Annotated in this window: 18 protein-coding genes and 1 pseudogene; 11 read left to right on the top strand and 8 right to left on the bottom strand. The window is 49.9% G+C overall.

Going from position 1 to position 21,457, the window contains the following annotated elements:
• Positions 1 to 131 precede the first annotated feature (131 nt).
• The 3 genes from NQ510_RS04265 to epsC form a co-directional block, all read right to left on the bottom strand.
• On the bottom strand, positions 132 to 2,357 hold the full coding sequence (locus NQ510_RS04265; protein WP_005830969.1) for a S9 family peptidase: 2,226 nt from the start codon (positions 2,355 to 2,357) through the stop codon (positions 132 to 134).
• Positions 2,358 to 2,377: 20 nt separating this feature from the next.
• A complete protein-coding gene (locus NQ510_RS04260; protein WP_005830967.1) occupies positions 2,378 to 3,877 on the bottom strand; it encodes a THUMP domain-containing protein in 1,500 nt (499 codons plus the stop codon).
• A gap of 139 nt (positions 3,878 to 4,016) precedes the next feature.
• Positions 4,017 to 4,916: a serine O-acetyltransferase EpsC gene (gene epsC, locus NQ510_RS04255; RefSeq protein ID WP_005830965.1), complete on the bottom strand. Its 900-nt coding sequence runs from the start codon at positions 4,914 to 4,916 to the stop codon at positions 4,017 to 4,019.
• Between the two features lie 219 nt (positions 4,917 to 5,135).
• Here epsC and cysK point away from each other — a divergent pair, with 219 nt between their 5' ends.
• The gene (gene cysK / locus NQ510_RS04250; protein WP_005830963.1) at positions 5,136 to 6,083 is read left to right on the top strand and encodes a cysteine synthase A; all 948 of its coding nucleotides are present in this window, start codon (positions 5,136 to 5,138) and stop codon (positions 6,081 to 6,083) included.
• Between the two features lie 63 nt (positions 6,084 to 6,146).
• Here the strand turns inward: cysK and NQ510_RS04245 are convergent, their stop codons facing one another.
• Positions 6,147 to 6,623 carry a pyridoxamine 5'-phosphate oxidase family protein gene (locus NQ510_RS04245; protein WP_005830961.1) on the bottom strand — a complete coding sequence of 159 codons (477 nt, stop codon included), beginning with the start codon at positions 6,621 to 6,623 and terminating at the stop codon, positions 6,147 to 6,149.
• A 165-nt stretch (positions 6,624 to 6,788) separates the two neighbouring features.
• Positions 6,789 to 8,933, bottom strand: a complete 2,145-nt coding sequence (gene rnr / locus NQ510_RS04240; RefSeq protein ID WP_005830959.1) for a ribonuclease R — start codon at positions 8,931 to 8,933, stop codon at positions 6,789 to 6,791.
• Between the two features lie 226 nt (positions 8,934 to 9,159).
• Here rnr and NQ510_RS04235 point away from each other — a divergent pair, with 226 nt between their 5' ends.
• The 3 genes from NQ510_RS04235 (at position 9,160) to NQ510_RS04225 (ending at position 12,123) form a co-directional block, all read left to right on the top strand.
• Positions 9,160 to 10,098 (top strand): cation diffusion facilitator family transporter, encoded by a 939-nt coding sequence (locus NQ510_RS04235; protein WP_034523299.1) that lies wholly within the window; start codon positions 9,160 to 9,162, stop codon positions 10,096 to 10,098.
• A 61-nt stretch (positions 10,099 to 10,159) separates the two neighbouring features.
• Positions 10,160 to 11,167: an NAD-dependent epimerase/dehydratase family protein gene (locus tag NQ510_RS04230; RefSeq protein ID WP_005830955.1), complete on the top strand. Its 1,008-nt coding sequence runs from the start codon at positions 10,160 to 10,162 to the stop codon at positions 11,165 to 11,167.
• Positions 11,158 to 12,123, top strand: a complete 966-nt coding sequence (locus NQ510_RS04225; protein WP_005830954.1) for a phosphatase PAP2 family protein — start codon at positions 11,158 to 11,160, stop codon at positions 12,121 to 12,123. Before NQ510_RS04230 ends, NQ510_RS04225 begins: the two co-directional genes overlap by 10 nt.
• Here NQ510_RS04225 and NQ510_RS04220 read toward each other — a convergent pair.
• Both NQ510_RS04220 and dusB read right to left on the bottom strand, forming a co-directional pair.
• Positions 12,120 to 12,245 (bottom strand): hypothetical protein, encoded by a 126-nt coding sequence (locus tag NQ510_RS04220; protein ID WP_005834280.1) that lies wholly within the window; start codon positions 12,243 to 12,245, stop codon positions 12,120 to 12,122. The two genes, NQ510_RS04225 and NQ510_RS04220, sit on opposite strands and share 4 nt — an antisense overlap.
• Positions 12,246 to 12,604: 359 nt before the next feature.
• Positions 12,605 to 13,585, bottom strand: a complete 981-nt coding sequence (dusB, locus tag NQ510_RS04215) for a tRNA dihydrouridine synthase DusB (protein ID WP_005830947.1) — start codon at positions 13,583 to 13,585, stop codon at positions 12,605 to 12,607.
• Positions 13,586 to 13,654: 69 nt separating this feature from the next.
• Between dusB and NQ510_RS04210 the strand changes: the two genes are divergently transcribed.
• The 3 genes from NQ510_RS04210 to dprA are packed head-to-tail and all read left to right on the top strand — an operon-like array spanning position 13,655 to position 16,525.
• Complete coding sequence (locus tag NQ510_RS04210; protein ID WP_005830944.1) at positions 13,655 to 14,947, top strand: peptidase U32 family protein; 1,293 nt, start codon at positions 13,655 to 13,657, stop codon at positions 14,945 to 14,947.
• A gap of 31 nt (positions 14,948 to 14,978) precedes the next feature.
• Complete coding sequence (locus NQ510_RS04205; RefSeq protein ID WP_005834284.1) at positions 14,979 to 15,395, top strand: acyl-CoA thioesterase; 417 nt, start codon at positions 14,979 to 14,981, stop codon at positions 15,393 to 15,395.
• A gap of 11 nt (positions 15,396 to 15,406) precedes the next feature.
• Complete coding sequence (dprA, locus tag NQ510_RS04200; protein ID WP_005830940.1) at positions 15,407 to 16,525, top strand: DNA-processing protein DprA; 1,119 nt, start codon at positions 15,407 to 15,409, stop codon at positions 16,523 to 16,525.
• Between the two features lie 19 nt (positions 16,526 to 16,544).
• Here dprA and NQ510_RS04195 read toward each other — a convergent pair whose 3' ends face one another.
• Positions 16,545 to 17,348, bottom strand: a complete 804-nt coding sequence (locus tag NQ510_RS04195) for a glycerophosphodiester phosphodiesterase (protein ID WP_005830938.1) — start codon at positions 17,346 to 17,348, stop codon at positions 16,545 to 16,547.
• A 536-nt stretch (positions 17,349 to 17,884) separates the two neighbouring features.
• Here NQ510_RS04195 and NQ510_RS04190 point away from each other — a divergent pair.
• From NQ510_RS04190 to NQ510_RS04175, 4 genes and pseudogenes are all read left to right on the top strand, one after another.
• Positions 17,885 to 18,400: pseudogene (locus NQ510_RS04190) on the top strand (DUF3575 domain-containing protein); the annotation flags it as partial.
• The gene (locus NQ510_RS04185; RefSeq protein WP_034525948.1) at positions 18,376 to 19,380 is read left to right on the top strand and encodes a DUF5119 domain-containing protein; all 1,005 of its coding nucleotides are present in this window, start codon (positions 18,376 to 18,378) and stop codon (positions 19,378 to 19,380) included. The pseudogene NQ510_RS04190 and the gene NQ510_RS04185, both read left to right, overlap by 25 nt.
• Before the next feature lie 45 nt (positions 19,381 to 19,425).
• Positions 19,426 to 20,394 (top strand): fimbrillin family protein, encoded by a 969-nt coding sequence (locus NQ510_RS04180; protein WP_005830928.1) that lies wholly within the window; start codon positions 19,426 to 19,428, stop codon positions 20,392 to 20,394.
• A gap of 148 nt (positions 20,395 to 20,542) precedes the next feature.
• Positions 20,543 to 21,406 (top strand): helix-turn-helix domain-containing protein, encoded by an 864-nt coding sequence (locus NQ510_RS04175; protein ID WP_008662453.1) that lies wholly within the window; start codon positions 20,543 to 20,545, stop codon positions 21,404 to 21,406.
• Positions 21,407 to 21,457 lie beyond the last annotated feature (51 nt).

Raw genomic sequence — 21,457 nt, 5'->3', positions numbered from 1 at the left:
GGGCATCAGGTAAGTTGTACAGATTGTTATACTTAATGATTTATTCTCTCTTTTATTCTCTTCTTTCTTCTACCATCTACTCCCTATTTGCACGCCCGCACTGCATAGCAAATTGTACGGTACATTGTACATTAAAGATATTCTTCAAAATATCTTGTTATCTTCTCGTGCAGATGCACACGGTCGCGTCCCAGGACGTTGTGCTTGTGCGTGGGATAGATAAACAAATCGGGATAGGTACGGGCATCCACGCACGCCTTCATGAATGAAAGGGTGTGCTGCGGCACGCAGGTGTCGTCGTGGTCGTCGTGTATGATGAGCAGATGTCCTTTCAAGTTACCGGCAAGGTTTTTCAGATTTGTCTGCTTGTAGCCTTCCGGGTTCGCTTGCGGAGTGTCCATATAGCGCTCACCGTACATTATCTCGTAGTATCCCCAGTCGATAACCGGTCCGCCGGCAACGCCTACCTTGAAAATTTCGGGATAGCGCAGCATCAGCGCCGTAGTCATGTGTCCTCCGAAGCTCCAGCCGTGCACGCCGATACGCTCTCCGTCCACATAAGGCTGGCTTTTCAGGAATTCTACGCCCTTCACCTGGTCTTTGCCCTCTTCGATGCCCAGCTGGCGGAAGGTGGCGTTTTCAAACTCCAGTCCACGGTTGCTGCTGCCACGGTTGTCGAGGCTGAACATGATGTAGCCTTTGTTTGCCATGTAGATGTCCCAGCCGCGGGCATCGTTCATCCAGCCGTTCGTTATCATCTGGGCGTGCGGGCCGCCGTATACGTAGACGATGGCGGGATACTTCTTTGCCGGGTCGAAGTCGGTAGGCTTTATCAGGCGGTAGTATAAGTCTGTCTTGCCGTCGGCGGCTTTGATGGTGCCTACTTCTATGCTGGGCATTTCAAAGCCTTCGTAGGGGTTCTTGGCTGTCAGCAGTGTGTGTTCCCGTTGTTTTTTCGGGTTGGTGGACATCAGTTTTATGATACGGGGGCAAGTGGGCGAAGAGGCATTGTCGATGAGGTAAGTTCCCATGAAACCGGAGATTTGTGCCGAGTGCATGCCGGTTGGGTCTCCTATCAAGCTGCGTTTGCCATTCTTCAGGTTGACAGCGTAAAGGTTGCTCTGCAAAGGAGAGATTTCCGTACTCTTGATGATGAGCTCTTTCGTGTTCCGGTTAAAACCTACGATGTCTTGTACAAGCCAGGGGCCGGAGGTGAGTTGCTTCAGCAGTTCCCCTTCCGTATTGTATAGGTATAGATGGTTGAAGCCGTCACGCTGGCTTTGATAGATGAACTTGTGGCTGTCCCATGGCAGGAATAGAATGGGAGATTGCGGCTCCACATATTTGGGATGTCTCTCTTCGATGAGCACTTGTTGCAGCTTTCCGCTTTCCGCATCGTACCGGCACAGTTTGGAGTGGTTTTGGTCTCGGTTTAGCTCTATCAGATAGAGGCTTTTACCATCCGGTGCCCAGGTGATGTTGGTGAAGTAGCGGTCTTTTGGGTCGCCCATGTCCAGGTAGATGGTCTTTTGAGTAGCCGGATTGTAGATACCTACCTTTACCTGATGGCTGAGCATGCCGGCCATGGGGTAGCGTATTTTATCCACCAGTGCTATTCTTGTCGTGATGTCAACCAATGGATAGGGGGTGACCATGCTTTCGTTCATTCGATAAAAGGCCAGCAGGTCCCCGGCAGGATTCCAGAAAGTGCCTTTTGAAATGCCGAATTCATTGCGGTGCACACTTTGTCCGCAGACGATACCTTCCGGTTCGTTGGTGACTTTCAGGGTTTGCCCGTCACCGGTCATCACATAGAGATTATTGCCGATAGTATAAGCCAAATGGCGGCTTACCTCGTTCCAATCCTCATTTGCGGCTTGGGCGGGGCAAGGCTGGCTCCAGATGACTTTTTTCTTCTTCCAGTCGACGAGGGCACGGTACTTGCCGGTGTTCAGCAGCAGGAGTGGGTCTATTTGGACTTGAATACCCAGATTGACGCCTCGGGGTACGTTGACAGCCTTTGCAGCATGAAAGTGACGCAGTTTTCCAAGTCCTTTTTCTTCCAGCAGCGCGTTGGCTTCTTCCAATGTGATGGCAGTGAATTTCTCTCCGGGCTTGGCACCTAATCCTTTGACAGCCCATGTACCTTCTATATTGTCGATGCCAAGTTCCAGACAAGCGGCATCGCCCCACCACTGGTACGATTTGTTTTCCGGTTTGTGGTAGGTCTCACCTCCGGGAATCAGATCTTCCAGGGTCGGCTTTTTTAGTTCTTGTGCCATAGCGTTTGTTGCAAGCAGAGCAGGTACTGTTATCAGCAGTGCAAGAATGCTCTTACTTATTTTCTTTGCATTCATTCTCCTTGTCATTGTTCGTGTTATTCTTCTTCCTTCTTTCCCGCCTCTCTTCTTTTGCTTTCCGGGTAAGACTCACCCGACCTTGTTCTGCGTTCTCCACCGAATTCACGTCTTTCCCTCGGTCTGAACTCCCGTTTTTCCCCGTCTTTGAACTCTCTTCTTTCACGCGGACGGAATTCGCGCTTTTCGCTGTCCTTGAATTCTCTTGGTCTGCGTTCACCGTTGAATTCGCGTCTTTCGCCACCGAATTCACGTCTCTCTCCGCTGAATCGGGGACGGAATTCGCGTCTTTCTCCGGGTTTGAACTCTTTCCGTTCCCCAGAAGCCGGACGAAATTCTTTGCGCTCCTTGCTCAACTCCTCGCCTTCGGCACGAAATTCCTTGTACTTTCCATCGAAGATTTCGTACTGGCGGAATTCGCATTCCAGCGCACCATTGAATAAAGGTATCTTGGAGGTGGCTTTTAGCCCGATTTGGTCGAAGCACTCTTCCCGGTAAGAAAGAATCCATGCGGTGTTGCCCGTAAAGGCATGTTTCAGACGCTCGCCAATCATGGAGTAAAGGCCCAGCAGGTCGTTGGTAGAGATACGCTCACCGTAGGGAGGATTGGTGATGATGATGGATTTCTCCGCAGGTTGCTCGAATTGCTGGAAAGGTTGCAGCTTCAATACCACGTCCTTGCTTACGCCGGCAGCCTTTATATTGTGTGTGGCAATTTCGTTTGCCTTCGGGCTGTTGTCGTAACCGTATATCTTATGCGTAAATTCACGTTCCTGGCTGTCGTCATTGTATATCGTGTCGAACAGCTCCTGGTCAAAATCCACCCACTTCTCGAAAGCGAACTCCTTGCGGAATACGCCCGGAGCGATGTTGCGTGCAATCAGCGCCGCTTCGATGGGAATGGTTCCCGAACCACACATCGGGTCTATCAGGTCGCATTCGCCACGCCAGCCGGTCATCAATATCATGCCGGCGGCCAGCACCTCATTCAGCGGGGCCTCTACTGCTTCCTGGCGATAACCGCGGCGGTGCAGCGATTCGCCGCTGGAGTCGAGAGACAGCGTACATTTGGTTTCGGCAATGTGTATGTTCAGCAGCACGTCCGGTTTGTTGACACGCACGCCGGGACGTTCGCCGGTCTTCTCGCGGAAATAGTCCACGATGGCATCCTTCACCTTGTAGGAAACGAACTTGGAATGACGGAACTCTTCACTGAATACAACCGCGTCCACGGCAAAGGTCTTGTCCGTATCCAGATAGTCTTCCCATCGGATGGCTTTAATCTGTTCGTAAACCTCGTCGGCATCCTTGGCTGTGAAGTGTTTGATGGGTTTCAGTATCCGGATGGCTGTACGCAGGCAGAAGTTTGCCTTGTACATCATTTCCTTATCACCACTGAAAGATACCATGCGGCGGCCTATTTCTATTTCGTTGGCGCCCAGTGCAGTCAGCTCTTGTGCCAGTACCTCTTCCAGTCCTTGGAAGGTTTTGGCAATCATTTCAAAAGATTGTTCGCTCATCTATGCATTTACTTTATGTGAATCGGCAATCTGGGTAGTTGTCACTCGTTTCTCTCATTAGTGGCTGATAACCATTTAACTACTTGAACTGCTGATTTGAGTTATTTACGATTTTAATTGTTTATTGGTTGTTTGTGACTTACTTCTTGGCCTTTGTCTGTACAATCCTTGCTCCTGCGGGAACATCTTCTGTCACCCAGATATTGCCGCCTACGGTGGCTCCTTGTCCGATGGTGATGCGTCCCAATATGGTGGCGTTGGAATAGACTATCACATTGTCTTCCAGAATGGGATGGCGGGGAATACCCTTGATGGGCTTGCCGTCTTCGTCTAGCGGGAAGCTCTTGGCACCGAGGGTCACACCCTGGTACAGCTTCACGTTGTTGCCGATGATGCAGGTCTCGCCGATTACCACACCCGTACCGTGGTCGATGGTAAAATAACCACCTATTTCCGCTCCTGGATGGATATCGATTCCCGTTTCACTGTGCGCCATCTCGGTGATGATGCGGGGAATGAGGGGAACACCCAACTTGAGCAACTCGTGTGCGATGCGGTAGTTGCTGATGGCGCGGATGGCCGGATAGCAGCTGATGACTTCGCCGAACGACTGTGCGGCGGGGTCACCGTTGTAGGCGGCTTCCACATCTGTGGCGAGTGTACGTCTCATTGCCGGCAGGTTGCTGATGAACTTGGCAGCCAATAAGGCGGCTTCTTCCCGTTGGAGCTCGGTACAACAGTTGCATTCGCCGTCGCCTGCAAAGCAGAGGCCGGCAAGGATTTGCTCGGTCAGCAGGTCGAACAAGCGTTCGACATTGACACCGATATGGTAAGTCACCGTACGGCTGTTGACCGTAGAATTTCCGAAATATCCGGGGAAGATGATGGCTCGCGCCAGTTCGATGATGTCGCGCAGCACTTTTGCCGAAGGCAGCGGGTTGCCGTCCGTATGCTGGTGAAACAGTCCTTTGTATGATTCGCTTTCCGATAGCTCATCGACTGCTTGTGTCAAAATGTGGGTAAAGTTGAGTGGACTCATTATGATATCCTTAAGTTTAAAAGTGGCAACAAAGATAGGAAATACTCGTCAAATATCCTACATATCCCTCATTTATAGTACGTATTTACCATATTTGTGGTATTTTCTACGAACCAATTTTGCGCTACTTTTGTCTTGTAAGAAATAACATACCTCGTTCCACTCCGGATTGTTAGTCTTTTCCCTTAGGGGAATGAGGAATTTAAAAACAGTTGGATTATGAAGAAGATAGCAGAACGCCTTACCGACCTGGTAGGCAACACTCCCTTGCTGGAGTTGAATAATTATAACAAGAATAAGGGTCTGAAAGCCCGTGTTATTGCCAAATTGGAATATTTTAACCCTGCCGGCAGTGTGAAGGACCGCGTGGCGCTTGCCATGATAGAAGATGCCGAGGCAAAAGGGCTGTTGAAGCCTGGTGCCACCATCATCGAACCTACCAGTGGGAATACGGGCGTAGGGCTGGCTTTTGTGGCCGCCGCCAAAGGTTACAAGCTGATACTGACGATGCCCGACACGATGAGTTTGGAACGCCGCAACCTCTTGAAAGCCCTTGGTGCGGAACTGGTACTGACTTCGGGTGCCGACGGTATGAAAGGCGCAATAGCCCGTGCCGAAGAACTGAAAGCCGCCAACCCCGGCTCGCTGATTCTACAGCAATTTGACAATCCTGCCAATCCGGCAATGCACGAGCGTACTACCGGACAAGAAATCTGGCGTGATACAGACGGCCGGGTGGATATTTTCGTGGCCGGTGTAGGGACGGGAGGCACAGTGAGTGGTGTGGGTGCAGCCTTGAAAGCCAATAACCCGAAGGTAAAGATTGTGGCTGTGGAGCCCGAAGATTCTCCCGTACTTTCCGGTGGGAAGCCCGGTCCCCATAAAATACAAGGTATCGGTGCCGGATTTGTGCCAAAGAACTATAACAGTGCCGTAATAGACGAAGTTCTGCAGGTATCCAATGATGACGCCATACGTACGGGCCGCGAACTGGCGAAGTATGAGGGATTGTTGGTCGGCATCTCTTCGGGAGCTGCCGTTGCTGCAGCTACCCGCTTGGCACGGTTGCCCGAGAATGAAGGAAAGACGATTGTAGCGCTGCTGCCCGATACGGGAGAACGGTATCTTTCGACGCTGTTGTATGCATTTGAGGAATATCCGTTGTAAAAGTAAATATTTCTGCCGGTTATCCGCTCCATCAATGTGGAGCAGGTGACCGGCAGATGGTATTTATAGTTCGCTTGGTCTTAACCCGAATGACCGGCAGCTTATTTTCTCTACTTTCACTTCCCATATCTTGACATTGCGTACGGCGGGTTCGGCATATTTGCATTCATTTTCCGTATATTGCTTCATCAGCATGTCGAGTACGCGTCGCTTCTCTTCCATGTCTTCCACGAAGTGTACTTTCCCACGACAGATAACACTGCGCGACTTCATGCTGTAGCTGCATGCCACTTGCCGGTGCATATAAACCAGCTCGTGTCCTTCGCAGAAGGTGATGCAAACTTGCGGGTGCTTTGTTACCATCTCCACTTTACTGCCTTCCGGGCCGGAATGCAAGTATATTACCCCGTCTTGATAGGCAAAGTTCATGGGAACCGCATATGGGTTTCCTTCAAGGTCTGTGATGCCCACTATGCAGTATGGGCATTTACGGATAATTTCCTCAATCTGTGTAGGGTCTGTAATAGTAATTGTCTTCATGTGCAAAGCCTCACCCCCGGCCCCTCTCCGAAAGAGAGGGGAGTGGGGAAGTGGGGATATTTAATATTGTAGGGTTATTCTTTATTTCACTTCACTCAAGTTTCGCAAGTTTTCAATTCATTGCTCTCCTCTCCCCTCTCTTTCGGAGAGGGGTCGGGGGTGAGGTTACACCAGTGCAAAGTCCAGCTGCTTCTTTTCCAAGTTAGCGCGTGCCACCTTAATGGTAATGGCATCTCCCAGACTATAAATTTTATTTTTGCGGCGTCCGCGCAGGCAGTAGTTCTTTTCATCGAATTCGTAATAGTCATCGTCGAGGTCGCGGATGGGAATCATGCCTTCGCACTTGTTCTCATTCAGCTCCACGTAGAGTCCCCATTCCGTTACGCCGGAGATGACGCCGTCGAAGGTCTGTCCCAGGCGTTCGGTCATGAATTCTACTTGCTTGTACTTGATGGAGGCGCGTTCCGCGTTGGAGGCTATCTGCTCCATGCTGCTGCTGTGTTCGCAGAGGGCTTCGTATTTCTGTTCGGACACGGTGCGGCCTCCCTGGTCCAAGTACTTGGTGAGCAGACGGTGTACCATCATATCCGGATAGCGGCGGATGGGCGAGGTGAAATGGGTATAGTAATCGAAAGCCAAACCATAGTGCCCCACGTTATGCACGGAGTAGCGTGCCTTCTGCATGGCGCGGATGGAGACGGTTTCAATCAAGTTCTCCTCCTTCTTGCCCTGGATGTCGTCCAGCAGGTGGTTGATGGACTTGGAGATGTCGGTCTTTGTACCGCTGGTACGCAGCTTGTAGCCGAAACGGGCGATGAACTGTGCCAGGTTGTCCAGCTTCTCCGGGTCGGGGAGGTCGTGAATACGGTATGGCAACACTTTGGCTTTCTTGCCTTTGGGCACGCGGCCTATCTTTTCGGCTACGGTGCGGTTGGCAAGCAGCATGAACTCCTCTATCAGCTTGTTGGCATCTTTCGACTCCTTGAAGTAGACGCTGACGGGTTTGCCCTTCTCGTCAATTTCGAACTTCACTTCGTAGCGGTCGAAGTTGATGGCTCCTGCCTTAAAGCGGTTCTCACGCAGTATTTTGGCAAGCTTATCCAGTTGGAGCACCTCTTCCTGGAAGTCTCCTTTGCCGGTTTCTATAATCTCCTGGGCTTCTTCGTAGGTGAAGCGGCGGTCGCTCTTGATGACGGTATGTACCACGCGTGAGTTCTTCACTTCGCCTTTTTCCGTCATTTCAAAGATGACGGAGTAGGCAAGCTTCTCTTCGTCGGGGCGGAGTGAACAGATGAAATTACACAACCGTTCGGGGAGCATTGGGATGGTGCGGTCTACGAGGTAGACGGATGTGGCACGCTTCTCGGCTTCCTTGTCTATGATGCCGCCCTCTTTCACGTAGTGGGTCACGTCGGCAATGTGTACGCCTACTTCCCAAAGTCCCCCTTTCAGTTTGCGGATGGAGAGGGCGTCGTCGAAGTCCTTGGCATCCTTGGGGTCGATGGTGAAGGTGGTCACACCCCGGAAGTCCTCACGTCGGGCTATTTCCTCGGCGGAGATTTCGGCGGGTATCTTGTCGGCAGCTTTCTCTACGGCAGCGGGGTAGACATAGGGCAGGCCGAATTCCGCCAGGATGGCGTGCATCTCGGTGGTATTGTCTCCTGCGCGCCCCAGGATGTCGATTACCTGGCCGATGGGGTTCTTGGCTTTGTCGGGCCATTCCACCACCTTTACGATGGCTTTGTCGCCCGTCTTGCCGCCTTTCAACTTTTCTTTGGGGATGAAGATGTCGTTGGCAAGCGTACGGTTTTCCGTTACAAGGAAAGCGTATGACTTGGCAACTTCCAGGGTACCCACGAAGGTGTCGTTGGCACGTTCCAGTATCTCGATGACTTCTCCTTCGGCTTCGCGTCCGCGACGCTTGGCATAGAAGGCGATACGCACTTTATCATTGTTCATGGCGTGTGCCGAGTTGCGTTCGGCCACGAATATCGGTTCGCCTCCACCTTCCGGTATAAAGGAATTCTTGCCGTTGCTCTTGCGCTGGAAGGTTCCGGTCATTTCCACGCCGTGGTTGTTCAGCTTGTATTTGTGCTTGTCCACTTCTGTGATGTAGTCGTCCATCGACAGTTCGGACAAGATGTCCATGCACAGCATCTTCAGCGGATGTGTGGTGAGGTGGAGTTGTTCAAAGATGTATTTCAGGGATAATACTTCGTCTTGCTTTGTGTGGAAGAATTCCAGCAGTACTTTGACGAGCTCTTTCTTCTTCATGCGTTTGCCGGCTTTCTTTTCTTTCTTTTTGGCCATAATGTTATGATGTATTTTATGTATAAATAGAGATTCTGTGTCAATCTGTGTAATCTGTGGTGATTACCTCTTGCAAAGTAAACAAATAAATACGTTCCTTCGTTCACTCAGACTTCAAAATATTATCATTCTATTGAAAATAATGAAGGAACGACAGATTGTAATGGATTTATGTACTATATTTGCACACAAAGTGAAGATAGGCTGTACCTTAGACGAAAAGCAGATGGAAATGCAAACTCTGAACAAAAAAGCAGATGCCACACGGGAAAAAGACATTTACCGGGTGACGGTTGTGGGAAGTGTGGTAAACTTTCTCTTGCTTGTCTTCAAATTCTTTGCAGGTATTGTAGGTCACAGTGCCGCCATGCTGGCGGATGCGGTACATTCTTTGTCGGATTTCATTACAGATATTATTGTCATTGTTTTTGTGCGCATTTCGGCAAAGCCCGAAGATGAAGGACACGATTACGGTCATGGCAAGTACGAGACGCTGGCAACTGCCATTATCGGTATTTTTCTGTTGTTTGTGGGATTCGGCATTTTCTGGAACGGGGCTTCCTCCATTTACCGCTTCCTGCAAGGCGGCTCTCTGCAGGAACCCGGTATACTGGCACTGGTGGCTGCATTGGTATCCATCGTTTTCAAGGAAGTGCTTTATCAATATACCGTATTCAAGGGCAGGAAGTTGAATTCGCAGGCGGTTGTTGCCAATGCCTGGCATCACCGGAGTGACGCGTTTTCGTCCATAGGCACGGCAGCGGGTATAGGTGGCGCCATTCTTTTGGGTGACCATTGGCGGGTGCTGGACCCGGTGGCAGCGGTTATTGTCAGCTTTTTCATTATGAAGGTGGCTGTGCAGTTGTTGATACCGTGTGTGGACGAACTGTTGGAGAAATCATTGCCTGCCGAGGTGGAGGATGAGATACTGAAGACGATTCTCTCTTTTCCCGGTATCAGCTCGCCGCATCACCTTCGTACGCGCCGCATCGGCAGTTATTGTGCCATTGAGGTGCATGTGCGTATGGATGGCAGCATCTCGCTGGAGGAAGCTCACGAGACGGCAACGGCGGTGGAGAACAAGCTGAAAAGGCAGTTCGGCAAAGGAACACTGGTCAGCATCCATGTGGAGCCGGTGAAGAAGAGTAACGAGGCGACAGAGTAACACAAGGAGCGTCAAGGTGACGGACCGGATGAAAAGTAATTAGTAATTTGTAACTGAAGAAGTGGAATCGATTTTAATTACAGGAGCAAGCGGATTTATCGGAAGTTTCATCGTGGAGGAGGCGTTGAAGCGCAAGTTCGGTGTGTGGGCGGGTGTACGTTCGTCCAGCAGCCGCGAGTATCTGCGTGACCGCAAGATACATTTCCTCGAACTGGACTTTGCGCACCCCAATGAACTGAGGGCACAACTCTCGGGACATAAAGGGACCTACAATAAGTTTGATTATATTGTCCATTGTGCCGGTGTGACGAAGTGTGTGGACAAGAACGAATTCGATTTGGTGAATTATCTGCAGACCAAATACTTCATCGATACGCTGAGGGAGCTGAACATGATTCCCAAGCAGTTTATCTTCATCAGTACGCTGAGTGTGTTCGGCCCGGTACGCGAGAGGACCTACGACCCGATTATGGAGAGTGACCCCCCTTCACCCAATACCGCTTACGGACTCAGTAAACTGAAAACAGAACTTTATTTGCAGAGTATTCCGGGTTTCCCCTACGTCATCTACCGGCCGACGGGTGTATACGGGCCGCGTGAGAAGGATTATTATCTTATGGCAAAGTCCATCCGGCAGCATACGGACTTTTCTGTAGGCTTCTGCCGCCAGGACTTGACGTTTGTATATGTAAAGGATATCGTGCAGGCCGTCTTCCTCGGGATAGAGAAGCAGGTGTCCCGCCGCGCCTATTTCCTGGCTGACGGGAAGGTGTATAGCAGCCGTGCTTTTTCCGATTTGATAAGGAAAGAATTGGGCAATCCGTTTGTTATTCGCCTGAGATGTCCGTTAATTGTATTGAAAGTCGTATCTTTGCTCGCTGAATTTTGGGCGAAGCGGCAGAACAAGACCAGTACGCTCAATTCGGACAAGTATAGAATAATGAAACAACGCAACTGGCAGTGTGACATCACGCCGGCCGTCGAGGAACTGGGCTTCAGTCCTGAGTACGACCTGGAACGGGGTGTAAAGGAAACCATTGCCTGGTATAAGGATAAGGGATGGCTTTAGATTTATTTAAAAGGGTAGAAACCCGTAAGGGGCTTTTTGCGGTAGAGAAGATTACGCTGATATACAATTTGCTGACTTCCATTCTCATTCTGTTTCTTTTTCAGGAAATGGATCATCCGGTGCAGATGCTTGCAGACCGTGTTGTCATTGCGGGTATGACGTTCCTGTTGATGTATCTTTACCGGCTGGCACCCTGCAAGTTCTCTGCCTTTGTGCGCATAGCCATCCAGATGTCACTGCTTTCCTATTGGTATCCCGACACCTTTGAGTTCAACCGGATATTCCCCAATCTCGACCACGTGTTCGCGTCGGTGGAGCAGTGGATGTTTGGTGGACAGCCTGCTGTGTGGTTCTGTGAAAGGTTTCCGCAGATGTGGGTGAGCGAGCCGTTCAATATGGGATACTTCTTCTATTATCCGATGATTCTGCTGGTGGTGGTGTGGTATTTCCTTTATCGTTTCGACCTTTTCGAGAAGGTTTCGTTCGTCATCGTCACCGCTTTCTTCATCTATTACCTTATTTATATTTTCGTCCCCGTTGCCGGGCCGCAGTTCTACTTCCCCGCCATTGGAAGCGACCATGTGGCGCAAGGTATCTTCCCGTCCATCGGTGACTATTTCCATCACCATCAGGAACTTCTTCCCGGTCCGGGCTATGAGCACGGCTTCTTCTACAACCTGGTGGAGAGTTCCCAGCAGGTGGGTGAGCGCCCCACGGCTGCTTTTCCCAGTTCGCACGTCGGAATGTCTACGGTACTGATGATTATGGCATGGCGTGGCAGCAAGCGTCTGTTTGCCTGCTTGTTTCCTTTCTATCTGCTGTTGTGCGGGGCTACGGTCTATATCCAGGCACATTACCTGATAGACTCTATCGTGGGTTTCGTATCGGCTTTCGGCATTTATATCCTGGCCACGTGGATGTTCAAGCGATGGTTTGCGCAGCCGATGTTCCGCTAGTCGGGCACGGTGATTATCTTTCCACTGTCTGTGGGCAATACCAATGTACGCGGATAAACTTCTGCCGGAAGTGAATGCTGGAAGTTTACGATGAGCTGTTTGAGCAGTTTTTTCTTTTTCATAAAGACATATTTATGGGATTCTTTCTTTCTTGGGAAGACGAATATAGGGACTTGTTTCTTTCTGCCAAAGAAACAATGTTTTTTTCTTGCCTCCTTGTTGGCAAGGTTTTGCCTTCCCATTGGCAAGGCTTTGCCACCGCGTTGGCAAAACTTTGCCATAGGCATGGCAAAAGTTTGCCAAGGGCAAGGCAAGTGGTTGGCAAAATTTCTTGCTGACAGACAGTGAGTTATGCGGATGGCAACAAAGCGTGTCATCTGCGTCTGAATACTCCCCCCCTCTCAGAAGCTATTCAAGAAGGGGCGTGAGGATGATTGCTCAAGTATCGGACTCGATGGTAAAAATCGTATGCGGTTTTCTCCTATGGCAGCAACGGTTCTATCTCTTCGAAGATGCGGTACAGTTCCTCCTTCGTCTCTGCCCGCAGCATGGCTATCCGGGTGTCGCGGAAATTGGGAATCCCTTTGAAGAGCGGGCTTGCTGCCAGGTGGCGGCGCACGTGCAGTATGCCCCGTCGTTCATCCAGCAGGTTGACGCTGTCTTCCACTTCCTGGCGGAGTACGTTCAGCCGCCATTCGGAACTCGGCGGAGGGAGTTCTTCGCCCGTCTCCAAATAATGCTTCACTTCCTTAAAGAACCACGGGCGGCCGAAGCTGGCACGGCCTATCATGATGGCGTCCACACCGTAGAGGTCGAAGCATTCTTTGGCCCGTTGGGGAGTGGTGATATCACCGTTGCCGATGATGGGAATGTGCATGCGTGGGTTCTTTTTCACCTCGCCGATAAGTGTCCAGTCCGCCTCGCCGGTATACATCTGGGCGCGGGTACGGCCGTGGATGGTGAGGGCGGCAATGCCGCAGTCCTGCAACTGCTCGGCAAGGTCTACGATGATTTTACTGTTGGCATCCCAGCCCAGGCGGGTCTTCACGGTGACGGGAATCTTCACGGCATCTACCACGGCACGGGTGATTTCCAGCATCAGCGGAATGTTCTGTAGCATACCGGCACCGGCACCCTTGCCGGCAACGCGCTTCACGGGGCAGCCGAAGTTGATGTCCAGCGTGTCCGGATGTGCCTGCTCCACAATGCGGGCGGCTTCTACCATGGTGGCGGTGTCCCGTCCGTATATCTGTATGGCTACGGGCCGCTCTTCATCGCTGATGTTCAGTTTCTGCTGGGTCTTGCCTACGGAGCGTATCAAGGCATCGGCAGAAACGAACTCGGTATATACCATGTCTGCTCCGAAGTGCTTGCACATCAGGCGGAAAGCAGGGTCGGTGACGTCCTCCATCGGGGCGAGGAATACGGGGCGTGGGCCCAGGTCTATATCTTTAATCTTCATAATCTAAGCGGATTTGTCCGCAAAAGTACAGAAAAAAGCCTACCTTTGCATACTCTAATTCAAAAAGAAATGATGAAACACTCAATCAGTGACTTCGAAATCATGGCACCGGTAGGCTCGCGCGAATCTCTCGCAGCAGCCATACAAGCAGGTGCCGACTCCATCTATTTCGGTATCGAGAACCTGAACATGCGTGCCCGTTCGGCAAATACCTTCACTATCGACGATTTGCGGGAAATAGCCCGGACGTGCGACGAACATGGCATGAAGAGCTACCTCACCGTCAATACCATTATATACGACCATGACATTCCGCTGATGCGTACCATTGTAGATGCGGCAAAGGCGGCAGGCATCTCGGCAGTCATTGCCGCTGATGTGGCAGTGATGAGCTATGCCCGGCAGATAGGGCAGGAGGTACACCTCAGCACACAGCTCAACATCAGCAACGTGGAAGCCCTGCGCTTCTATGCGCAGTTTGCCGATGTGGTGGTGCTGGCGCGTGAGCTGAATTTGGAGCAGGTGGCAGAAATCTACCGACATATCCGTGAGGAGAATATCTGCGGTCCCAGTGGAGAGCAGATACGTATAGAGATGTTCTGCCACGGTGCGCTTTGCATGGCAGTCAGCGGAAAGTGTTATCTCTCATTGCATGAAATGAACCACTCCGCCAACCGCGGTGCCTGCATGCAGGTATGCCGCCGTAGTTATACGGTGCGCGACAAGGAGACGGATGTGGAATTGGAGGTGGACAACCAATACATCATGTCCCCCAAAGACTTAAAAACTATCCACTTCATGAACAAGATGCTGGATGCAGGTGTTCGTGTTTTCAAAATAGAAGGACGTGCCCGCGGACCCGAGTACGTGCGCACGGTAGTGGAGTGTTACAAAGAAGCCATCCGTTCCTATCTGGACGATACATTCACCGATGAGAAAATTGCCCGGTGGGACGAACGTTTGAAGACGGTCTTCAATCGTGGTTTCTGGGACGGCTACTACCTGGGACAACGCTTGGGCGAATGGACCAAGAACTACGGCTCTGCCGCTACGGAACGTAAAATCTATGTGGGTAAGGGCATCCGCTACTTCTCAAACATCGGTGTGGCAGAGTTCCTGGTAGAAGCAGCCGAAGTGAGCGTAGGCGACAAGTTGCTGATTACGGGTCCCACAACGGGTGCCGAATTCGTCACTTTGGACGAGGCACGCGTCGATTTGAAACCCGTGCAGACTGTAAAGAAAGGCCAGCATTTCTCGATGAAATCGGTGAAAATACGTCCCAGTGACAAACTCTACAAGCTGGTCAGCGTAGAGGAACTGAAGAAGTTCAAAGGCTTGGATGTGGAGAAACAACGTGGCTAAGTATCAAATAGTAAATAGTCCAATAGTAAATATGAATTATATCTATGAACTTCCCATGAAGGTGCGCGACTATGAATGCGACCTGCAAGGCATCGTCAATAATGCCAATTATCAGCATTATCTGGAGCATACGCGCCATGAGTTTCTGTTGAGTGCCGGCGTCAGCTTTGCCGGACTGCACGAGCAGGGGGTAGACCCGGTAGTGGCACGTATCAATATGGCTTTCAAGACTCCCCTGAGGAGTGGTGACGAGTTTGTCTCCAAACTCTACATGAAGAAGGAGGGTATCAAGTACGTCTTTTACCAAGATATCTTCCGTGCTTCCGACGGCAAAGTCTGTCTCAAAGGCATAGTTGAAACCGTATGTGTGGTGAACGGACGGTTAAGCGATAGCGAACTGTTCGACCGTCTCTTTGCCCCTTATCTCAATCCGTGTGAATCTGTGTAATCTGTGGTGGAATGAACAGTGACGAACGGATTTGCAGCATAGCTCTCACACTTTGCCCCGGTATAGGACATATCGGGGCAAAGCGTTTAATAGAGGGTATGGGCAGTGCTGCCGAAGTATTCAGTCGGCGGAAGGAGCTCCCCGAAATCATGCCCGGTGTGAATCCGGGGGTAGTGACGGCTCTTGATTGTCCCGCTGCCTTTCTGCGTGCCGAGCAGGAGATGGAGTTTGTAGAGAAGAATCGTCTTTCCTGCCTGACGTTGAAGGATGAGGCTTACCCTTCCCGCTTGCGCGAATGTGAGGATGCGCCGATTGTACTTTTCTTTAAAGGAAACACCGATTTCAACCGCCTGCATGTCATCGATATGGTAGGTACACGCCGTGCCACCGATTACGGCAAGCAATTCTGTGCCGACTTCCTGCGCGATTTGGCCGTTCTTTGTCCCGATGTGCTGGTAGTAAGCGGACTGGCTTACGGGATAGATATCCATGCCCATCAGGCCGCTTTGGCAAATCATCTCCCTACCGTTGCTGTCCTTGCTCACGGACTGGACCGCATCTATCCGTATGTACACCGGAAAACAGCCATCGACATGCTGGCACAAGGCGGACTGTTGACCGAATTCCTTACCGGGACGAATCCGGACAAGCATAATTTCGTCAGCCGCAACCGTATTGTGGCGGGTATGAGTGATGCTACCATTGTGGTGGAGTCTGCCGCAAAGGGAGGTTCCCTTATCACTGCAGAGTTGGCGGAGGGATACCATCGTGACTGCTTTGCCGTTCCGGGGCGTGTTACGGACGAATCTTCCATCGGTTGTAACCGGTTGATACGCGACAACAAGGCCGCCCTTATCCAGAGTGCGGAAGAGTTTGTGCAGATTATGGGCTGGGCCGTAGCGGAGCAGCCTGCCCGGACAGAAGGTATCCAGCGTAATCTCTTCCCGGAACTGACGGAAGAGGAGGAGCTCGTTGTGCGTATTCTTATGCGGCAGGGAGACCTCCATATCAATGCGATGGTGGTGGAAGCGGACATACCCGTCAACCGGATGAGTGCCTTGCTTTTTGAGTTGGAGATGAAGGGAGTGGTCAAGGCAATGGTGGGCGGTGTCTATCACTTGCTGACTTGAGCGCGGCAGGTCTCTTGCCTTACATGGACGGTTTCCCGTATTTCATGATGAACTTTTCCGGGTGGTCCGTCGCTATGATGTCTACCCCCAGGTCGACTGCCTTCTGGTTCTCTTCCGTCTTGTCGTCCAGCCCCAGGACGAGTGCCAGTACCTGCAGGTTGTGCTCACGGCATTTCTTTACGAATTGCGGGGTAAGGGAGTCAATCCAGACGACAGCGATGTCGGGATGCAGTTCCTTTACGACATGCTCTATGTCCTTTTCACTTTTGATGTAGGCTTGCAGGGTTCTTACCTCGGGTGCCATCTTTCTGAAGCATTTGGCATGATACTCCTTGCTGAAGGTGAAGTTGCAGTTTTCCAGCATGCCTTCGTCCTTTATCAAGTTCAGTAATTGGTGCAGACCGCCGTTGCGGTAGTCGATGGTGATTCTTAAACCGTGCTCTTTGGCCTTGCGTAGCAGGTCGGTAAGGCGTAGTACCCGTTGTCCGGCAAATCGGGGCGCAAACCAAGAGCCGGCATCCAGTGTGTCGATGTCGGTGGACAGCCATTGGGAGATGGCGCCGGTACCGTTGGTGGTACGGTCGAGGGTGGAATCGTGCAGTACGTAGAAGACACTGTCCTTACTGATGCAGACATCGCATTCTATATTGCCTACACCGTATTTGATGCACGAATCTACGGATGCCATTGTGTTTTCGGGAGCGATGGTGGCGGCACCACGGTGTGCGCTGGTCAGGGGTATCTTGGTGGTGGCGGCAGGCCGTTGGGAACATCCTGCGGTAAGTAGGATTATGGAAAGCAATGCGAGTACCGGTTTTTTCATAATGGGCTCAAGTGGTGATGTTTTCTTCTTTAACAGTTATAAAAGCCATCGAAGATAGCTATTTTTTGTCATTCGGAGAAACGTATGGGCATAAAAAAAGGAGTACCGCTGTACTCCAACCTTTGTTAACCTTAAATCTAATACTATGAAAAAAATCACATTACAAATGTAAGGTTCCCGTTGTTATCTTCCAAATTTCAGAATGTTCCTGCTACTTCTTTTGTATTTCTTTCACTGAATTTTACTGTTTTCGCACACGGATTGACTTTTTGAGAGAGAAGAATCTATTCACAGCGTCCCGGATAAGGCAGAAGTTGCAAATCTGTTTCAATCGTTTCACAGAACCTTTCAGCCTTTGAAAAGAGTGATGGAAAGTGATTTTTATTCGGTAATTATCTTCTACTTTTGTTTATATACAACGCGAAATTATGGGAAAACGCATTTTTATATATGTCCTTTGGCTACTCCTTTTTTGTATGATGTCGGGGCAGGTAATAGGGCAGAATAAGTCGGCAGAATCCCATAGCCATACTTGTAAAACGGTGCTGGCGTTAAAAAATAATTTGCTTTACGACCTGGCCTTGGCTCCGAACATAGAAGTGGAGCTGCCATTGGGAAAGAGGTGGTCTTTGAATGTTGAGTACAAATGCCCTTGGTGGTCTGACAGCGGATGTAATTTCTGCTATCAGCTCCTTTCGGGAGGGACAGAGGCGCGTTACTGGTTGGGAAACCGCCATACGCGCGGAAGATTGTCCGGACACTTCCTGGGAGCATATGCCGAAGGAGGTACCTATGATTTTCAGTTGAAAAAGGAGAAGGGATACCGGGGGAAGTATTACGCAGCTGCAGGAATAACTTATGGATACGTGCGTCCACTGGCTCGGCATCTGGCGATTGAATTCAGTGTGGGCATTGGATACTTGGATACGGAGTACAGGAAATATACTTCTTATGGAAATGACTTGGTTTGGGTCAGTAGTGGAAAGTATCACTTTATCGGGCCGACAAAAGCAAAAATTTCTTTGGTATGGCTTCTAACGTCGGGGAGATGAGTGGTATGAAAGATGCACGGCATATGATTCTCTGGCTGTTCTTCGGACTGTTGCCAATGCTGGGAAGCTGTGACTTCCGCGATATGCTGGATGATTATCCCGTTAGCGGAGTACAGATTAAACTGGATTGGAAAGGGGTGACGGATAAGCTGCCGCAGACCATGCGGATTATCTTCTATCCGAAAGATACTCAGGGGAGAAAGGTTGAAAGTTATCTGCCTGCCGGAGGGGGTGAGGTGAAGGTACCGCCGGGGAAGTATGCGGTGGTGGCCTATAACTTCAATACGGAGAGTATACAGATACGGGGCGACGAGAGTTATGAGACGATTGAGGCTTTTACGGGACACTGTACGGGGCTGGATGTACACGAAAATATGGTTTGGTCGCCCGACCCTTTGTATGTGGTGGCTTTGGACGAGGTGGAAATAGGGCAGAGTGATGTGGCGCTTCCGTTGGACTGGAAGCCGGAAGCGGTAGTGGACCATTATTCCTTTGATATAAAGGTGGAAGGATGGGATAGAATATCGAGCATCATCTGCCATGTGGACGGCTTGAACGGAAGTTACTTTATAGGCAACCGTGCTTGCCATTTGAGCGAGGTACCTATATGTGTGGATACAAAGCGTGAAAACGGGCTTTTATGGGGGTATTTCTCCAGTTTTGTATTACTGAAAGATACCAAGACCCGTGCGGATAGTCCTATGTTGCTGACACTGAAGATTGTGAAACGAGATAAAACGGTTCAAGAGGTGAAGGTAGACATCACGGAAGTGATTGAAACAGCTCCTCCCTCGGGAGGAGGCGAAGAAGAACCTGATGTGGGCGTTCCTGGGTCGGAAATCCATATCGAAGTTCCCGTACCGGAGGACAAGGTTGTGGTGGATGATTTGGAACCGGGAACCGATGAAGGAGATGGAGGGATTGGTGGCGATGTGGACGATTGGGATGATGAGACGGATGTGGAGCTACCAGTGAATTGATAGCAAACAGACAAATAAATATATTAACTTTAATAACAGACAATTATGAAGAAGGTTTTATTTTTGGCTTTGGCTGCAGCAGCAGTAATGAGTTGCTCGGAAAGTGAGGAGATAGAGAATGCCGGACAAAAGGCAGAGATTAAATTGGGAACAGTAGTGGGTAACACTACGAGAGCCACAGTGACTGATTTGCCGGAATTGCAGAAGGTAGGGTTCACTGTGTATGCTTATAATACGGGAGCGACAGCAATGGCCTCCGTTGCGACTTTTGATGCGATGAAGGAATTCATGACAGATGTTAAAGTAACCTATAGTGCTCCCAACTGGAGTTTGACTGGGGGAACATATTATTGGCCAATGACGGATAACTTGCAGTTCTTTGCTTACGGGAATCCGGGTACCGGAGCCTTGACGTACAATCAACCGGCTGCTGGTGCTATATATCCTTCCATTACTTATACGGTAGCAGATGTAGCTGCCCAAACGGACTTGGTAGCCGCGAAAGTGACGGATGCAACCAAGGCATCAAATGCCAGTGGGGTATCTTTGAAATTCGGCCATATACTGACCCAAATAAATTTCACTGTCAAGGCAGCCGACGCTTTGACTTATAAACTGAAAACACTTACAATATCCGGCGTGCACAATAAGGGAACTTATGGTTTTGATGATTCAACATGGAAGTCACAAGAAGGAACAGCCACTTATGCGCATACGATTGCCGGCAGTGCATTGGAAGTGAATACAACGGGTGTGGAAATGAATGCAGCCTGGATGTTGATGCCCCAGACGTTGGATACGAATGCCAAAATCAATGTTGTCTATGACATCTATGAGAAAGACGTTCTTCTTGATACTGTAACTTCCGCCATTGACTTGAATGATACACAAGCCTGGGGTGAAGGCAAAAAGATACGTTATACGCTGACGCTGGCCAATAAGGCGGCAAAAGTAACCTTTGTACCTGAAGTTGGTCCATGGAGTACGGCTGATGATACGAACGTGGAAAAATAAAACGGCACTGTCCGCAATAAAAAACTGAATTACTTCTATTTTATTCATTCCCCGAAACTTCTTTATGAAAGTTTTCGGGGAATGTTTCTTTTATGAGTATTATTTATCTATTTTTGTCACTGCAACAAACAAACAAATCTACTTGCCGATGCCCAACTCTTCTGCTTGCAGAGGTAAAAAACAATGCGCTCAATGTCCCAAGGCTGTGGACAATGCAATAATATATGCTTCCCACCCCAGAGGATTCCATCTGCCGGCGCGAAAGTGTGAGGAAAATATTATAATTTTCCTGCTGAAAGGAGAAGTGCTTGTCAACAGTAAGGAGTATGCGGGAACTGTGTTGCATGCAGGTGAGTTCATCCTTCAAGCTATTGGTTCCAAGTACGAAATACTTGCCATGACGGATGTGGAATGCGTTTGTTACCGGTTCAGTAAGCCTGAATTCTTCTGTGAGGACCGGTATAACCATATTATGAAAGAGGTTACCCCTCCATTGATATTCTATCCTTTGACCATTACTCCCGAGTTGCAGCTCTTTCTGGAAAGTTCCAAGGCCTATTTGTCCGAGGAGAAGATTTGCCGGGAAATACTTTGTTTCAAACGGAAAGAACTTGCTTTCATTCTTGGAAATTACTACTCCGACTATGAGCTTTCCATGCTGATACATCCTCTTGCCCAGTATACTAATTCCTTCCACTACTTTGTCTTGCAGAATCATGCCAAAGTCAAGACGGTAGAGGAACTTGCCCAGTTGGGAGGATATACAGTAGCTACTTTCCGGCGTATATTCAATTCTGTTTTTCATCAACCGGTGTACGAGTGGATGATGGAACGGAGGAAGGAAAGCGTGGTTTATGAACTTCGTTATACGGATGCTTCTATATCAGAGATTTGCTATAAATATGGCTTTGAATCGCTGCCTCATTTTTCCAATTTCTGCAAAAAGAATTTCGGGGCTTCTCCCCGTAGCTTGCGTGCCGGCAATTTATCTGAAGTAAACGGCATGTCATAAAAAAACTCCTCCGGCGGTTTCCCGGCAGAGGAGTCTCTTGTGATATTAATC

The sequence above is a fragment of the Bacteroides uniformis genome, assembly GCF_025147485.1.
GTDB classification, from domain to species: Bacteria; Bacteroidota; Bacteroidia; order Bacteroidales; family Bacteroidaceae; genus Bacteroides; species Bacteroides uniformis.
Note: the sequence above shows the minus strand (reverse complement) of the source record. Positions and strands in the feature narration are given on the sequence as shown.

Bases quoted from the DNA above. Each gene is read 5' to 3' on its own strand.
- NQ510_RS04265 (WP_005830969.1), bottom strand. From the start codon at position 2,357: ATGAATGCAAAGAAAATAAGTAAGAGCATTCTTGCACTGCTGATAACA.
- NQ510_RS04260 (WP_005830967.1), bottom strand. From the start codon at position 3,877: ATGAGCGAACAATCTTTTGAAATGATTGCCAAAACCTTCCAAGGACTG.
- epsC (WP_005830965.1), bottom strand. From the start codon at position 4,916: ATGAGTCCACTCAACTTTACCCACATTTTGACACAAGCAGTCGATGAG.
- cysK (WP_005830963.1), top strand. From the start codon at position 5,136: ATGAAGAAGATAGCAGAACGCCTTACCGACCTGGTAGGCAACACTCCC.
- NQ510_RS04245 (WP_005830961.1), bottom strand. From the start codon at position 6,623: ATGAAGACAATTACTATTACAGACCCTACACAGATTGAGGAAATTATC.
- rnr (WP_005830959.1), bottom strand. From the start codon at position 8,933: ATGGCCAAAAAGAAAGAAAAGAAAGCCGGCAAACGCATGAAGAAGAAA.
- NQ510_RS04235 (WP_034523299.1), top strand. From the start codon at position 9,160: ATGGAAATGCAAACTCTGAACAAAAAAGCAGATGCCACACGGGAAAAA.
- NQ510_RS04225 (WP_005830954.1), top strand. From the start codon at position 11,158: ATGGCTTTAGATTTATTTAAAAGGGTAGAAACCCGTAAGGGGCTTTTT.
- NQ510_RS04220 (WP_005834280.1), bottom strand. From the start codon at position 12,245: ATGAAAAAGAAAAAACTGCTCAAACAGCTCATCGTAAACTTCCAGCAT.
- dusB (WP_005830947.1), bottom strand. From the start codon at position 13,585: ATGAAGATTAAAGATATAGACCTGGGCCCACGCCCCGTATTCCTCGCC.
- NQ510_RS04210 (WP_005830944.1), top strand. From the start codon at position 13,655: ATGATGAAACACTCAATCAGTGACTTCGAAATCATGGCACCGGTAGGC.
- NQ510_RS04205 (WP_005834284.1), top strand. From the start codon at position 14,979: ATGAATTATATCTATGAACTTCCCATGAAGGTGCGCGACTATGAATGC.
- dprA (WP_005830940.1), top strand. From the start codon at position 15,407: ATGAACAGTGACGAACGGATTTGCAGCATAGCTCTCACACTTTGCCCC.
- NQ510_RS04195 (WP_005830938.1), bottom strand. From the start codon at position 17,348: ATGAAAAAACCGGTACTCGCATTGCTTTCCATAATCCTACTTACCGCA.
- NQ510_RS04185 (WP_034525948.1), top strand. From the start codon at position 18,376: ATGGCTTCTAACGTCGGGGAGATGAGTGGTATGAAAGATGCACGGCAT.
- NQ510_RS04180 (WP_005830928.1), top strand. From the start codon at position 19,426: ATGAAGAAGGTTTTATTTTTGGCTTTGGCTGCAGCAGCAGTAATGAGT.
- NQ510_RS04175 (WP_008662453.1), top strand. From the start codon at position 20,543: ATGCCCAACTCTTCTGCTTGCAGAGGTAAAAAACAATGCGCTCAATGT.